Below are 13,422 nucleotides of genomic sequence, written 5' to 3' on the forward strand. Positions count from 1 at the left end.
GATGGACAGGATCGACGCGCTGCGCACGCTGATCGAAGTGGCCGAGATGGGCAGTTTTTCCGCTGTGGCACGACAGCGCGCAATCGCACCGTCGTCCGTGACGCTTGCAGTCAGGCAACTCGAAGACGAGCTGGGCACGACGCTGATCACGCGTTCTACCCGCCGCCTTGTATTCACGCACGAAGGCTTGCTGTTGCTGGAAAACGCTCGTCGTATCGTTGCAGATTGGGACGCGGCGGTTACGGGGTCGAGAGAGGATGGTCCGTTGAGCGGGCCAATACGGGTGACGGCAACGAACGATTTCGGGCGCGCTCAACTGCGATCGCTGCTGGACCGGTTTCAGGCGCTTCATCCCGGCGTTCATATGAGCCTGCTGCTGAGCGATAGCACGGTCGATCTGATTGATGAGCATATCGATCTGGCTCTGAGGAATGGTCCGCTCGTGGACTCCGGTTTGCACGCGCGGCTCCTGGTGCGCGGCGAGCGGCTCGTGTGTGCCTCGCCGCACTATTGGCGCACGCATGGCAAGCCCGCCGATCCCGACGACCTGACGAGCCACAACTGCCTGATTCTTGCGCGGCCGGGTGCGCCGCTCGCGATATGGCCGTTTCGCATGGCAGGCAAGCCGCACAACGTCAAAGTTTCAGGTGATCGCCAGGCCAGCGACGGTGGCGTGCTCCGCGAGTGGGCGTTGGAGGGTGTTGGCGTCATCATCAAGAACCGCTGGGACATTCGAACGGAACTGGCTTCGAATACGCTGGAGACGGCGCTGGAGGAGTACGTTGCGGAGCACGTCGATTTGTATGCTGTCTATCCGGCCGAGTCGCCAGCCCGGCGCGTGACAGCACTCATCCAGTTTCTGGCAGACGAACTCGCCACGGGATGAGGTCGTCGTGACTTTGCGAACTCAACGATTCATCCACCTATCGCGCTAACGTGGAATCGGCGTCTTGATCGGGTCGTGGGGGCCTGCGAGCGCGAACACGACGATCTGCGCGGGCTCTGTTTCGCTCGCGTTCCTCGAGACGAGATGGTGTGCGCCAGGCGGCTCGTACCAGGCTTCGCCGGGACCATACGTCCTCGCGGGCGAGCCTTCGAGTTGCGACACGACGTGCCCGACAGTCACGTACGCGAAAATGGAACCCGGATGCATGTGTGGTGCGGAAGCCTGACCCGGGGCGAATGTCACGGTGGCGATGTCGACGTTTTTGCCGGCTAATTCCGGAATCGCTTGTTGCATCACCGGTTTGATGGCTTCCTCACCAGACGCCTGCGCCCTGGCGACCTGCATGCTCGCGAGGTACAACGCAGCGGCGGCGAGTACGCAATGCAGGACTGCGTACTGATCAATTTTCATCGCGGCTCCTCAGGTTGGCGTTTTGCGGAATGCAATAGCAAAGCGGTTCCAGCTATTGATTGCGCAAAGTAGCAAGGTGAGATCGACCAGTTCGGCGTCGTTGAAATGTGGCTTGACGCATTCCCATGCGGCATCCGGCACGTGGCTCTGCGCAACGAGCGTGACCGCCTCGACCCATTCCAGCGCCGCGCGCTCGCGCGGCGTGAAAAACGGCACCTCTCTCCATGTCACCAGCGTTGCCAGCCGGCGGTCGGTTTCGCCGTGCTTGCGCGCGTCGCTCGTATGCATGTCGACGCAATAGGCACAGCCGTTGATCTGCGAGGCACGCAGGCGCACGAGCTCGATCAGCGGCTTTTCGAGCGCACTCTTTCCAATACGCTCTTCCAGCGCGAGCAGCGCCTTGATGGCTTGTGGATTGGCCTGATAGAAGTCCAGACGGGGTTGCATGACAGCTCCATCGAGTGAGCCGAACGCTGCGCGGGGACGCTGAACGGCAATGCCCGCAGGCGCCTTCGGAGTTTGGATTGTGGCAAGACACTGACGCGAACCCATCGTATCGGCCGGTCTCGTTGGATTCTGGTCGTTGTGTGCCAATGATGGGGGCTTCGCTTGACTGAGCGTGCCACGCACCATGTTGATAAGAATTGCGACTAACGGTCTGAGGCGTGCCACGCCACGAAACGCCATTGGCGGCGGGCGGACGTTCCGCCCGGAAGTCACTTTGCGAGCAACGAAGGGCCCAAAGCTCGGGCACGAGGAATGCGGATTGGGTTGCGACGATCTTTGGGATTGGAGAGAAACTCATGCAAATTCAATCGACCAGATGGTTTCCGTTGGATCGGTACGCGCCGGTTCGGGACGGATGGTATGAAGTCCAGCTTGTGAGCGGGGATACGGCATTTGCGAATTTTTCCGCTGGCGAATGGACCGAAAAGCCGCCACTCGTCTTCACGCACTGGCGCGGCCTGAGTTCAGATCCGGCAAAGTCTGCCGATGTCGAGACGATCGATGCGGCAGCGACGGCAGCCGTAGGCGTACGCGCAGTGTGGAATGCGTTCTTTCCTGGACTTGGCGACGAGCAGCATAAGCCGCTCGACGCAATTCACGACGCACCGACGAACCACAACAAGTGACGCAGACTTGCAACCCGCGGCGCGGTTTGTGCGCACGCGGGTAGCTCAGCGCTGTACGAGTGCATACCCGAGCAAAGACGACTCGATATCCTTACCGGGTCAGTGTTACGCGTCTACCTATTCCGCCGCTGCGCGGGTGGGGCATCGATATCGATCCGCCCCCACCGACCTTCCGTCTTACATAGCATCCAGGACGCCGTCGGCCGTTCCGATTACATACGTTAAAGTGGATATGGCAACTATATGTCGATGCACATAAGGTTTTCGTGTGCGCCAGGTTGTCGCGAGTGTCTGCTTAACTCGTGCAGTTTCGATCGGGCCGGACGACTGCTCCGGTCATGGTTTCTGTCGATTTCGATGACCACATTTGCGAATTAAGCGGGGGCTGGCGACGCCCTGACGCATACAGCCAGCTTACATCGAGACGTATAGTTGATATGTCAACTTAATAGGAAGAAAGTACGAATTGCGCGCCGGGGTCGCACTAAACACGCAAATCCTGGTGCATCGTCGTCAAATCTTCAGAGCAAATCCGTATTGCATCAGCTTTCGGGTCACGCAGCATCAGGTCAAATGGCCATGAGAACATTCTTCCGTCGCAGCCCCCCGAAGGTCAGACCGCATCAGTCGAAGTCTTCCCGCTCCTGGTTTGGTATCGTCCAGCCCATTCTGGTGCTGCTGGTTGTCCTCAACACACTGATCATCGCCGCAGAGGACTGGTCGTCGTTCAACGCCATTAATAAAGAGAACGCGCAGCGACTCAACGGCGCCATTTCGGTCCTGGCGGGACGCATCGAGGATCGCTTCAAGACAATGGACGTTATCAGCCTTGCTGTCAGCAATGCGCTGGACAGCGGCCGCGCCAATGAAGAAACACTCCAGAGCATCGCTGCGCGTCATCAGCCCCTGCTGGGCAGCATGGCTATCGCGGTGCTCGATCCGGCAGGGCACCTGCGTGCAGCTTCAGAGCCGCTCGGCGGCATCTATGTCCCCTGGCTAGCCGGGATCCGGCAACAGGGGTGCGCAAGCTTATCCAGGGGGCAAACCTGGCTGGCTCCCTTCGGGCAGGATTACGGCATCATGCTGGCACAGCCTCACCTCGACAAGGCCGGGAGAGTGGACGCCTGCATCGTGATCGCTGTCCCGCAACGCCAGAACATTCTGCAGGGGGCGACGCTGCCAATGGGCACGGTCGCTCTGCTGCGTAATGCCGACGATCAGGTTGTCGCTCGCTATCCGTCCCTGTCGACGCTGACGTTCGGTCAGGCATACAGTCTGAAACGCTTCGAGCGCGAGGGACCTACGCCAGGTTCCTGGTATCTACGCTCGCCCGTGGACGGGATTGACCGCCTGGGAACATCGCGCACCATCAACCTGACTCGCACAGGAGAGCCGTGGAGACTCGATCTGAGTGTCGCAACCAGCGTCTACCGCGCGTCGTGGTGGAGGGATGTGTCTTTCGATACGACGGCCACGCTGATCCAAAGCGCGCTGCTCGTGGCGGGTCTGGTGTTGCTGCGCCGCGAAAAGAGCCTGAACGTGAAGATTGCGGAGTCCGCCCGCGTGGTATCGACCCTCGTTGAGCACACGCCGAGTGCCATGGCTCTGGTCGATAACCGCACAGGGAAGATCAGGCTGGGCAACGAGGCACTGAAAGCCGTGTTTGGCGCACTGGCCGGCACCGGGGAACCCATCGAGCAACTCTTTGCGAGTCCCGCCGACTGGGCGGCCGTGCGGGACGGGGAGCGGACCGAACCGTTCGCGATGCTCGCACGAAGCGGTGCGGTGCACATGCTCGTGCGGTGCACCCGTCTGGGTGAGTCGGCAGTCGACACCGGTGACCTTTTGCTGGTCACTCTGGTCGACGTCGACGCGCAGTACCGGCAGATCAGCCAGTTGCGCTCGGAGGCAGACTTCGATCCATTGACGGGGCTGGCGAACCGCCGGCACTTCGAGCACGTGGCCTCGCAGGCCGTGGCGTTGGCGCAGCGCCATCAATCGCAGGTTGCCGTACTCGGTCTGGACCTCGACCATTTCAAGCGCGTCAACGACACGTGGGGGCACGCCGCAGGCGACCAGGTACTTGCGGTCGTCGCGCGGCTGTTCAAGGCGTCGTTGCGCGATCAAGACCTGCCGGCGCGCGTGGGTGGCGAGGAGTTTGCCGCGATCCTTCCCGGCGCTGACGCGCAACAGGCGCGTAGCGTGGCGGAGCGCATTCGCGTGGCGGTCCAGAGTACGCCAGTTGTGCTCGAAGACGGACAGGTCGTGCATATCACCCTGAGCATCGGTGGGGCCATGTACCTTCCCGGGGAAGCCGGCCTGCACGAAGCCGTGAAGCGAGCCGACGCCGCGTTGTACCGGGCCAAACAGTCGGGACGCAACCGCGTCGAGATGGCCGTGCGTGACGACGGGACAGGGGGAGCGCAGGACGGCGGCGAGGACTGCAATGCCGCTGTAACTGCCTCGGCGGATGCATGAAGCCCTGGCATGGCGTGCGCTCAACTCAACCGATCAACGGCACTTTTCTTGTGAGCGCTGCTTTGCTTCGGGCAGCGGGTCGACGGGCGACATTGGCTGTTGGTCAGCTATCAACGCTATCGGTGGCGATATTGCCGGCAATGCGGTTCGCACTGCGCGATGCGCGGTTCTTGCCAAGCCATTTAGCAAGGTCGCCCGCAGACATCGCCTTCGCGTAATACCAGCCTTGTGCATAGTGCACGCCTTTCTTGAGCAGCCACTTCGCCTGAAACTCCGACTCGACGCCCTCCGCGACGATTTCCAGGCCCAGTTCGTGCGCCATTGCGATGATGTGAGGCGCGACGACACTCGACGCCGTGTCCTGCGCAATCGTGTCGACAAACGACTTGTCGATCTTAAGCACATCGATCTCAAAGCTTTGCAGATAGGAAAGGCTCGAGTAGCCGGTCCCAAAGTCGTCGATATAGATCGGATGGCCGGCTGCCCGGAATGCCGCAATCACGCTACGCGTCGAATCGGCGTTCATGAAACTGCGCTCCGTTGCCTCAATTCTCATCTGCCCGGGCGCGATGCCAGTTCCCGTGAGCGACTTCGTGAGCAGGTTCAGGAAGCGGAGGGTGCACAGATCCTCGCTGCTGACGTTGATCGAGACATAGAACGAAGGGTTTGCGTTCAGCAGCTGGCCGAGCTGCGCGATGGTCTTCGCGAGCACGAGATCCGTCAAGGGCTGGATGAGATGGTTTTCCTCGGCAACCCGTACGAACACTTCGGGCGAGATATTGCGTCCGTGCAGATTCCACCGCACCAGCGCCTCCACGCCGGCACATTCGTTATCCGCGAGACGAACGATGGGCTGAAAGACGACATCGAGCTTGTGACGCGTAATGGCCCATTCGAGTGTCGAGGTAAACGATAGCTGCCGCGTGACACGCCTGTATGCCAGCCAGCCGAGCAGCGTCCCCGCGATGACGCCGATCGAAAGCCACGCCGCGAGGAGCTTCGGCCAGTCACCCACAACGCTGCTGCGTGGTGACTTCACGACCACGGCGAGCGGCCTTGTCGAAGAGACGGCGACCGCGTAATTCCACTCGTCACTCTTGACGTTGCCATTGTGCTTCCAGGCGTTGAGCATGTCGTTCGGGTCCGCGCCCGCGGATACGGCAAAGACGGTTCCCGTCGTGGTCTGGATCGCTGCAATGGGACGTCTGGCCGGATCGATCAGGTCAACGTAGGCCCCGGGATCCATCGAAACATAGTTGCCGTCGCGGCCGATCTGGAGGTCCTTGCGCACGTCGCTGAGCGGACTTTGCTGCCGGAACCATACGAGAAACCCGTCATTGCTGCGATAGTCGGGCGGCGGTAGCGTGAGGTCTTTGGAGCGTACGTCACCGAGCAGCGGCGAGCAGAGGTACTTGCCTTCCGCGTAGGCCCCGGCATCCTGGACGTACCGGTAGTTGTAAATGACCCGCGCGGCCTGTTCGAGGTTCGACGGCGAGCAGGGCGTACCCGGTTGCCGGTCGAGATCGGAGAGAGCGGCGAAGGCCTGGTACGTGACGAGGTCCGCGCGCAAGATGGCCTTGTCGGCGAACTCCTGAATGTCCGCCCGGTCCCGACTTTCAACGTCTTTGTTCGCGATATAGAGGCTGGTGAGCACCGGCCCGATGGTCGCGAGACACCCAAGAGCAATCGAAGCCGAAATCAGCGTGATGCGCTTGATCATTCCGTGCCCCAGTCGTGGAATGTTTGGGAACGAACGGGCTTGGCAAGCGTGCGGGCGGCACGCGTCAGATGCCTGCGAAACAGAACTCCCAGTAAAGAATAGCGCCCCGCACTCTGTTTACAACGCCATATCCGTGTCCATCGGCTGTCGCTTGGTTGTATTGCCGGTTTGCGAACGTCTCTACTCTGGGCTGGCGACGCGCAGTTGCGTCGCCGGCTCATGGTAACCGCGCACTTCGGGCGAGGACAGTAATATGTCGTGGACGGTCCTTAATGTATTGCCGGTCGTGCGCTGCCTCTGGCGTGGCGCCACGCCATTGCACGAGGGCAAAGACGATGCACGGTCGTCCGGCGTTCGCGTATGTGAGTTCCGCGATTGTTGCGCTAAGCGCATTGGCCTGCGTTGGCGTGCATGCCGACGAGAAAGAGCCGCTCAGTTTCATCGACCCGACCGACGGGCAACTCGACCTGAGCGATTTTCTGCTTAAGCACAAAGGGGCACTGCCTGTGCCCATCGTGATCACCGAGCCGGCCGTGGGCTATGGCGCTGGCCTTGGGCTGCTCTTTTTCTCGGGGCCGATCGCGGAGGCGGCGGCGAATTCGACGGGGGATCAGCCCAGCCGGAATCCGCCGAACGTGACGGCGATCGGTGGCATGTACACGCAGAACGGTACGTGGGCTGCAGCTGCCGCCCACTTTCACACATGGGACAACGACCGCTACCGTTACCTCGGCGCGGTTGCAAAGGTCGACGCTCACCTAGACTATTTCGGCCTTACCAGTCAGGCTCGGGCCTATACCCTCACGGGTAATGCGCTGCTTCAGCAGTTTCTGGTGCGGCTCGGGAACAGCCGCTGGTATGGAGGCGTGCGGTATGTCTTCTTCGACTCGACGTCCAGCTTCGGAGGCGGCAGCGTACCGGCCAGCATCACCAACTTCGAGAGGAACCAGCGCATCGGGGCGGGGAGTCTCATCCTGGACTACGACTCGCGCGACAACATCTTCTATCCCGCCTCCGGCAGCTTCGCGGAGTTTGAGACGCAGTTTGCCCGAACCGGCTTCGGCGGGACCCAGAACTACGACGTCTACGCAGCCCGCGGCTTCAAATGGATTCCGCTCATGCGTGCGCTGATTCTCGGCCTGCGTGTCGACACCCGGTTCTCGACAGGGGACATTCCGTTCTATGCGCAACCGTATGTCGATCTGCGAGGCGTTCAGAAGGGACGATACCAGGACCGCAATGCCATCTCGACTGAAGCGGAGTTGCGTTGGGACGTGACGCCACGGTGGTCGCTGCTGGGCTTCACAGGCCTTGGCAAGGCGTACGGACGACTGGCAAGCTTTTCACAGGCACAGAACGTCACCAGTGTTGGCGCCGGCTTTCGTTACCTCATCGCCCGCAAGCTGGGGGTGTCCATTGGGATCGATGTCGCCCATAGCAAGGACCAGAATGCGTTTTACATCCAGGTCGGCAGTGCGTGGCGGTGACCCCAATGGCCATCGCCGCGAGATCGGGCTTGCGGCCCGCGCGGACCAGGATCGCGCGCCGCCCTCCGGCGCGTCTGAGCAAGAGCCCGCGAACGTCCTCAACCGTTGCCGCTGGACGATGACCTCGGGAAACACTTCCCGGTTGTCTGAGATCGGACTCCTTACCCAAGGATGGCAAGCATGACGCTTCCAGACACCCAAGCCAAAGCCCTGCCTCCAGGCACCTGGCGCTTCCGCGCCGGAATCTGCGTCTTCGTGCTGGCGTACGCGGCGTGGGCGCTCGTTCCCCTCGCAGCCGTGGTGGGCGCCCCCGCCACCGCCATCACGACGTTGACGGGCGGCATTGTGGTCGCCAACAAGATCATGCTCCTCGCCTGTGTCGCGGTGATGGGCAAGCCGGGATTCGAGCGGCTAAAGGCTCTCCTGTTGCGTCGACTCAAACGGTTCTCCCCGGTCGATACGGTTGGGCCGGTACGTCACGCCATCGGCCTTGTGATGTTCTGCCTGCCCTTGGCCTCGGCCATGCTCGAGCCTTACATCGATGCGATATGGCCCGGGCTGCGGCCAAAGATGTGGGAAGCACAGTTGCTCGGCGACCTGATGCTGGTCGCAAGTTTCTTCGTGCTCGGCGGCGATTTCTGGAACAAGTTTCGGGCGCTGTTCATCCGTACCGCGCGCGTGGCCGGATGACGTCGCGCCCGGGATCCGCAGATCGGATTTGCCGACGTCTTTGTGCCGAGTCTGCCGCGGATCGCTTCGATATCCTGATCGAGCATCTCGGGCGCGCGCGACGAAATGGTTGTCGATTCATCGTTTATGGCGCACAAGCGTCGCGTGCGTTCGCCATTCCCGGTGTTCATCGAGGCTCTCCCGAAGTCCGAGGCTTGTGCTGGCCGCCCGGCCCGACGTGGACAGCCTGGAGATGCAGCGTTGCATGAACTAAAGTGATGAGAAAATGCAGGTGCGTACAGTTGGGCTTGCAGCAGTTTTCACAGGTGGGATTGGCGACGTGAAGTACCGCGCGACGGGCGGCATCGCACCGCTTGCGTTGCGCCAATCGAAAGCGTGGAGATGCGCTATGGAAAACCTCCAGAGAAACTGCCTGACGCTTGCTGCGTTAGCGCTCCTGCTGACTGGATGTGTTGCTGCGGGTGTGCCACAAAGCGGGCCACATCTGAGCCCTGCTGAGTGCCGTGACCTGGCCGCGCTTCGAAGCAACCCGTCTCCGACGAAGGAGCAGCGCCAAAGCGAGCTTTCCGCCCTGAGGAAGGCGGGCTACGACCCGTCACCATGGAACGACGACCCAAACTACCCAGATGATCTACACGCGGCGCAGCGCCTGGTCGAGCATTGGTTCCAGACGGACTGTCAGCAGCCTCAACCCGGGTAAGAAGCCCCGGAGCCACGGCGCAAGCGGCGTCGATGATCTTTCTCGACGGTGTAAGGAAACGTCCACGGCGTCGCTCTGAACCGCATACGTTTGAAGCAACGTCACCACTATTCGCCAGTTATCTACGAAGAGCGCCGGCTGCGTCCTGTGTGGCTGGCTCGCGGCACGCATTGTCGTGACGTTTGCATGGCAAGCGCGTCCCATCGTTCTATTCGTCAGCCGCAGTTGGACCAAAGTCCTATTCCGGGTCCGGGGTCCTATGTATATGCTGTATTTCGATCATGCTCGCACGCGGGGGCTTTGCCTGAAAACCGGATCTGCGGCATGTGCTTCATTTCACCGGGAGTCAAAAGAAGCGCCGTATCGCTAGCGAGGCGCCTCGTAACGCGCTTACCCGATGGTGCTCTTGCGAGCATACCTGGGCACGCGAGTAGTCAAGAGAGCAACGAGTAGTTCGCTGTCGAGCTTCCATTGATCCCATCACCCGATCGAAGCGCCGTGCCGGTGCTTATAACGATGTCGCAGTGCTGCCACTGCAATCGTGCTGCGCTTTGTCGGCACGCAGCAGGGCAACCTCGACCGGGGTGAGGAACATCTGGCTCGGGCGTTGACAAACTGGTGCCGGCCGGACTCTACCTAGCTGGGGAAAGGCCGGGGCTTCGCATATCGCCTCGCGCCACTGCACTTGTGTACGCTGGGCACCACAGTCGGGAGCGGCACATGGATACCACCTTCGGCTTCGATTTAGCTCAAATGCACACTGAGGGCGCGTGGCGCGGCTTCACACCGGGCGCCTGGCAATCCCGCGTGAATGTGCGCGAATTCATTCAGCGCAACTACACGCCCTTCGAGGGGGACGCCACATTCCTGCAGGGCCCGACTGAACGCACGAAGGGCATGTGGGAGAAACTCGCACCGATGCTTGCACAGGAGCGAGAAAAAGGGATTCTCGACGTGTCCCAGGAGCCGTCCGGCATTCTCGCGCACGGCCCCGGTTATATCGACAAGGAAAACGAACTAATCGTCGGCCTGCAGACGGACGCGCCTCTCAAGCGCGCAATCATGCCGTTTGGCGGATGGCGGGTCGTCGAAGCCAGTCTCAAGTCGTACGGTTACGAGCCCGATCCGAAGCTGGTCGACATCTTCACGAAGTATCGCAAGACGCATAACGACGGTGTCTTCGATGCCTATACCCCTGAGATCCGTCGCGCCCGTGCGTCGCATGTCGTCACCGGCTTGCCCGACGCATACGGCAGAGGGCGGATCGTGGGCGATTACCGCCGGGTGGCGCTCTACGGCGTCGATTTCCTGATCGCCGACAAGCACCGGGAACGGCAGGAACTCGACGAACGCCATTCCAGCGAAGACGTCATTCGCCTGCGCGAGGAGTTGGCTGAACAGATCCGGTCGCTCAAAGAGCTGAAGGAGATGGCGAAGAACTATGGTTATGACATTTCCACCCCGGCAGCCAATGCTCGCGAGGCGGTGCAGTGGACCTATTTCGCCTACCTCGCTGCGGTCAAGCAGCAAAACGGCGCCGCCATGTCGGCGGGTCGTCTTTCTACGTTTTGGGATATCTACTTCGAACGCGATCTGCGCGAGGGGACGCTCGACGAATCGCAGGCACAGGAGATCATTGACGATCTCGTGATCAAATGGCGCATCGTGCGCTTTCTGCGTGCGCCGGAGTACAACCAGCTCTTCTCCGGCGACCCTGTCTGGGTCACGGAAGTCGAAGGGGGGATGGGGGAGGATGGCCGAACGCTTGTGACGAAGACCGCCTTCCGCGTCCTGAATACGCTGTACAACCTTGGGCCCGCGCCCGAACCGAATATCACCGTATTCTGGTCGCCACGGCTGCCGGAAGGATTCAAGCGTTTCGCGGTGAAAACGTCGGTCGATACGAGTTCGATTCAGTACGAGTCCGACGATCTGATGCGCCCGAAATGGGGAGACGACTGCGCGATTGCATGTTGCGTGTCGGCAATGCGGATCGGCAAGCAGATGCAGTTCTTCGGCGCGCGGGTGAATCTGCCCAAGACGCTGCTCTATGCGTTGAACGGAGGCCGCGATGAGCTCACTGGCGAGCAGGTCGGGCCGAAGCTCGCACCGGTTACTGCCGATGTGCTCGAATTCGACGACGTGATGAGCCGCCTCGATCCCATGATGGATTGGCTGGCCAAGGTGTATGTGAATGCGCTCAACGTCATTCATTACATGCACGACAAGTACTGCTACGAATCGATCGAGATGGCGTTGCACGACCGGGATATCCTGCGCACACTCGCGTGCGGAATTGCCGGGCTGTCGCATGCAGCCGACAGTCTTTCCGCAATCAAGTACGCAAAAGTGAAACCCGTGAGGGATGAGCGCGGAATCATCGTCGATTTCAACGTGGAAGGTGAATTCCCGTGCTTCGGCAATAACGACGATCGGGTCGACGAGATCGCGAAGATGCTGGTCTCGATGATGATGTCCAAGATCCGCCTGTATCCAAGCTACCGCAACTCGGTGCATACGCAATCTGTTCTGACCATCACGTCGAATGTCGTGTACGGAAAAGGCACCGGAAGCACGCCGGATGGGCGCAAGAAAGGGGAGCCCTTCGCTCCTGGTGCGAACCCGTCGAACGGCCGTGACACGCACGGCGCACTGGCCGCCCTGATGTCCGTGGCCAAGATTCCCTACGACGACGCGGAGGACGGCATTTCGCTTACGCTTTCTGTCGTGCCATCGGCGCTCGGCACGGAGGAGGAACGCATCACACGCGGCGTTGGTGCACTGGATGCCTATTTCTCAAGCGGTGGCTTCCACGTCAACATCAACGTTCTTAACCGCGAGACGCTGCAGGACGCGATGGAGCATCCCGAGAAGTATCCGCAATTGACGATTCGCGTTTCCGGGTACGCCGTCAACTTCATCAAGCTCACGAAGGAGCAGCAACTCGATGTCATCAACCGGACATTCCACGGTGCACTCTGAGGGATGTCGCCATGAGTCAATCGCTCAGTGGTAGCCGCTACGAGTATCGCGTCACGCATGAAGGCGCAGCGGAGAACAAGGTATCCGACTACTACGCGGTCTATGCCGATGATCTCGGAAAGATTGCTGAGAACGAAGACGTCGTTGGCTACGTTCACTCGTGGGAGGTTGGCAGTACGGTCGACGGGCCGGGGATACGCTTTGTCGCATTCCTGACCGGTTGCCTCCTTCGTTGCCAGTACTGCCACAACCCGGACACCTGGCACAAGCACAACGGCCACCCGGTAACGGTGGCCCGCGCGCTGCGCGAGATTGCAAAATACGCTCAGGTACTCAAGATCAGCCGTGGCGGAGTGACCCTCTCAGGTGGCGAGCCCATGGTGCAGCGCGAGTTCACGATGGAGATCTTCCGGGGCTGCAAGCAACTCGGACTTCACACCTGCATCGACACATCGGGACGCCTGGGCGAGATGATGACCGACGAGGATCTGGGTTACATCGACCTGAATCTGCTCGACATCAAGTCGGGCGACCCTGAAATCTACAAGACGATCACGCATAACGCGTTGCAGCCGACTCTGGACTACGCCCGGCGCCTCTCGGAACTCGGCAGGCCGATGTGGATCCGCTTCGTGCTGGTGCCGGGCCTGTCTGATGACTATGGGAACGTGGAGAAACTGGCGGATTTCGTGGGCGGCCTGAAAACCGTCGAGCGGGTCGAGATCCTGCGCTTTCATCAAATGGGCCGGGACAAGTGGCACAAACTGGGACTTCCCTACCAGTTGGAGAACGTCGAGCCACCCGACGCTGAGCTATCGGAGCGTGTGCGAGAGCAGTTCCGAAGTCGTGGTTTGACGGTGTTTTAACTGCGCAGG

The 13,422-nt window shown here is 60.8% G+C and carries 11 protein-coding genes; 8 read left to right on the forward strand and 3 right to left on the reverse strand.

The window, feature by feature from the left end; translation table 11 throughout:
• Nucleotide 1 precedes the first annotated feature (1 nt).
• A complete protein-coding gene (locus L0U83_RS24680; protein WP_267939502.1) occupies nt 2-886 on the forward strand; it encodes a LysR family transcriptional regulator in 885 nt (294 codons plus the stop codon).
• Nucleotides 887-931: 45 nt separating this feature from the next.
• Here the strand turns inward: L0U83_RS24680 and L0U83_RS24685 are convergent, their stop codons facing one another.
• Both L0U83_RS24685 and L0U83_RS24690 read right to left on the reverse strand, forming a co-directional pair.
• Nucleotides 932-1,357, reverse strand: coding sequence for a cupin domain-containing protein (locus tag L0U83_RS24685; protein WP_373321106.1), 426 nt, complete (start codon nt 1,355-1,357; stop codon nt 932-934).
• Between the two features lie 9 nt (nt 1,358-1,366).
• Nucleotides 1,367-1,804, reverse strand: a complete 438-nt coding sequence (locus L0U83_RS24690; protein WP_233886810.1) for a carboxymuconolactone decarboxylase family protein — start codon at nt 1,802-1,804, stop codon at nt 1,367-1,369.
• Nucleotides 1,805-2,160: 356 nt separating this feature from the next.
• Here L0U83_RS24690 and L0U83_RS24695 point away from each other — a divergent pair, with 356 nt between their 5' ends.
• Both L0U83_RS24695 and L0U83_RS24700 read left to right on the forward strand, forming a co-directional pair.
• Entirely contained in the window at nt 2,161-2,490 is a 330-nt protein-coding gene (locus tag L0U83_RS24695; protein WP_233886811.1) for a hypothetical protein, read from the forward strand.
• Between the two features lie 579 nt (nt 2,491-3,069).
• Entirely contained in the window at nt 3,070-4,968 is a 1,899-nt protein-coding gene (locus L0U83_RS24700) for a sensor domain-containing diguanylate cyclase (RefSeq protein WP_233886812.1), read from the forward strand.
• 103 nt (nt 4,969-5,071) lie between these two features.
• On the opposite strand, the gene L0U83_RS24705 is transcribed toward L0U83_RS24700, so the two are convergent.
• Nucleotides 5,072-6,688, reverse strand: coding sequence for an EAL domain-containing protein (locus L0U83_RS24705; RefSeq protein WP_233886813.1), 1,617 nt, complete (start codon nt 6,686-6,688; stop codon nt 5,072-5,074).
• Between the two features lie 335 nt (nt 6,689-7,023).
• Between L0U83_RS24705 and L0U83_RS24710 the strand changes: the two genes are divergently transcribed.
• The 5 genes from L0U83_RS24710 (at nt 7,024) to pflA (ending at nt 13,413) form a co-directional block, all read left to right on the forward strand.
• Nucleotides 7,024-8,175 carry a BamA/TamA family outer membrane protein gene (locus tag L0U83_RS24710; RefSeq protein ID WP_233886814.1) on the forward strand — a complete coding sequence of 384 codons (1,152 nt, stop codon included), beginning with the start codon at nt 7,024-7,026 and terminating at the stop codon, nt 8,173-8,175.
• Nucleotides 8,176-8,355: 180 nt separating this feature from the next.
• Complete coding sequence (locus L0U83_RS24715) at nt 8,356-8,865, forward strand: transporter suffix domain-containing protein (protein ID WP_233886815.1); 510 nt, start codon at nt 8,356-8,358, stop codon at nt 8,863-8,865.
• Nucleotides 8,866-9,253: 388 nt separating this feature from the next.
• Entirely contained in the window at nt 9,254-9,565 is a 312-nt protein-coding gene (locus L0U83_RS24720; protein ID WP_233886816.1) for a DUF4148 domain-containing protein, read from the forward strand.
• A gap of 720 nt (nt 9,566-10,285) precedes the next feature.
• On the forward strand, nt 10,286-12,547 hold the full coding sequence (gene pflB, locus L0U83_RS24725; protein WP_444544257.1) for a formate C-acetyltransferase: 2,262 nt from the start codon (nt 10,286-10,288) through the stop codon (nt 12,545-12,547).
• A gap of 11 nt (nt 12,548-12,558) precedes the next feature.
• Nucleotides 12,559-13,413: a pyruvate formate-lyase-activating protein gene (gene pflA / locus L0U83_RS24730; protein WP_233886817.1), complete on the forward strand. Its 855-nt coding sequence runs from the start codon at nt 12,559-12,561 to the stop codon at nt 13,411-13,413.
• Nucleotides 13,414-13,422 lie beyond the last annotated feature (9 nt).

It is taken from the genome of Paraburkholderia flagellata, assembly GCF_021390645.1.
GTDB classification, from domain to species: Bacteria; Pseudomonadota; Gammaproteobacteria; order Burkholderiales; family Burkholderiaceae; genus Paraburkholderia; species Paraburkholderia flagellata.

Coding starts and splice junctions, on each gene's coding strand:
- L0U83_RS24695 (WP_233886811.1), top strand. CDS start 2,161: ATGCAAATTCAATCGACCAGATGGTTTCCGTTGGATCGGTACGCGCCG.
- L0U83_RS24715 (WP_233886815.1), top strand. CDS start 8,356: ATGACGCTTCCAGACACCCAAGCCAAAGCCCTGCCTCCAGGCACCTGG.
- L0U83_RS24720 (WP_233886816.1), top strand. CDS start 9,254: ATGGAAAACCTCCAGAGAAACTGCCTGACGCTTGCTGCGTTAGCGCTC.
- L0U83_RS24680 (WP_267939502.1), top strand. CDS start 2: ATGGACAGGATCGACGCGCTGCGCACGCTGATCGAAGTGGCCGAGATG.
- pflA (WP_233886817.1), top strand. CDS start 12,559: ATGAGTCAATCGCTCAGTGGTAGCCGCTACGAGTATCGCGTCACGCAT.
- L0U83_RS24700 (WP_233886812.1), top strand. CDS start 3,070: ATGAGAACATTCTTCCGTCGCAGCCCCCCGAAGGTCAGACCGCATCAG.
- L0U83_RS24710 (WP_233886814.1), top strand. CDS start 7,024: ATGCACGGTCGTCCGGCGTTCGCGTATGTGAGTTCCGCGATTGTTGCG.
- L0U83_RS24705 (WP_233886813.1), bottom strand. CDS start 6,688: ATGATCAAGCGCATCACGCTGATTTCGGCTTCGATTGCTCTTGGGTGT.
- L0U83_RS24685 (WP_373321106.1), bottom strand. CDS start 1,357: ATGAAAATTGATCAGTACGCAGTCCTGCATTGCGTACTCGCCGCCGCT.
- L0U83_RS24690 (WP_233886810.1), bottom strand. CDS start 1,804: ATGCAACCCCGTCTGGACTTCTATCAGGCCAATCCACAAGCCATCAAG.
- pflB (WP_444544257.1), top strand. CDS start 10,286: ATGGATACCACCTTCGGCTTCGATTTAGCTCAAATGCACACTGAGGGC.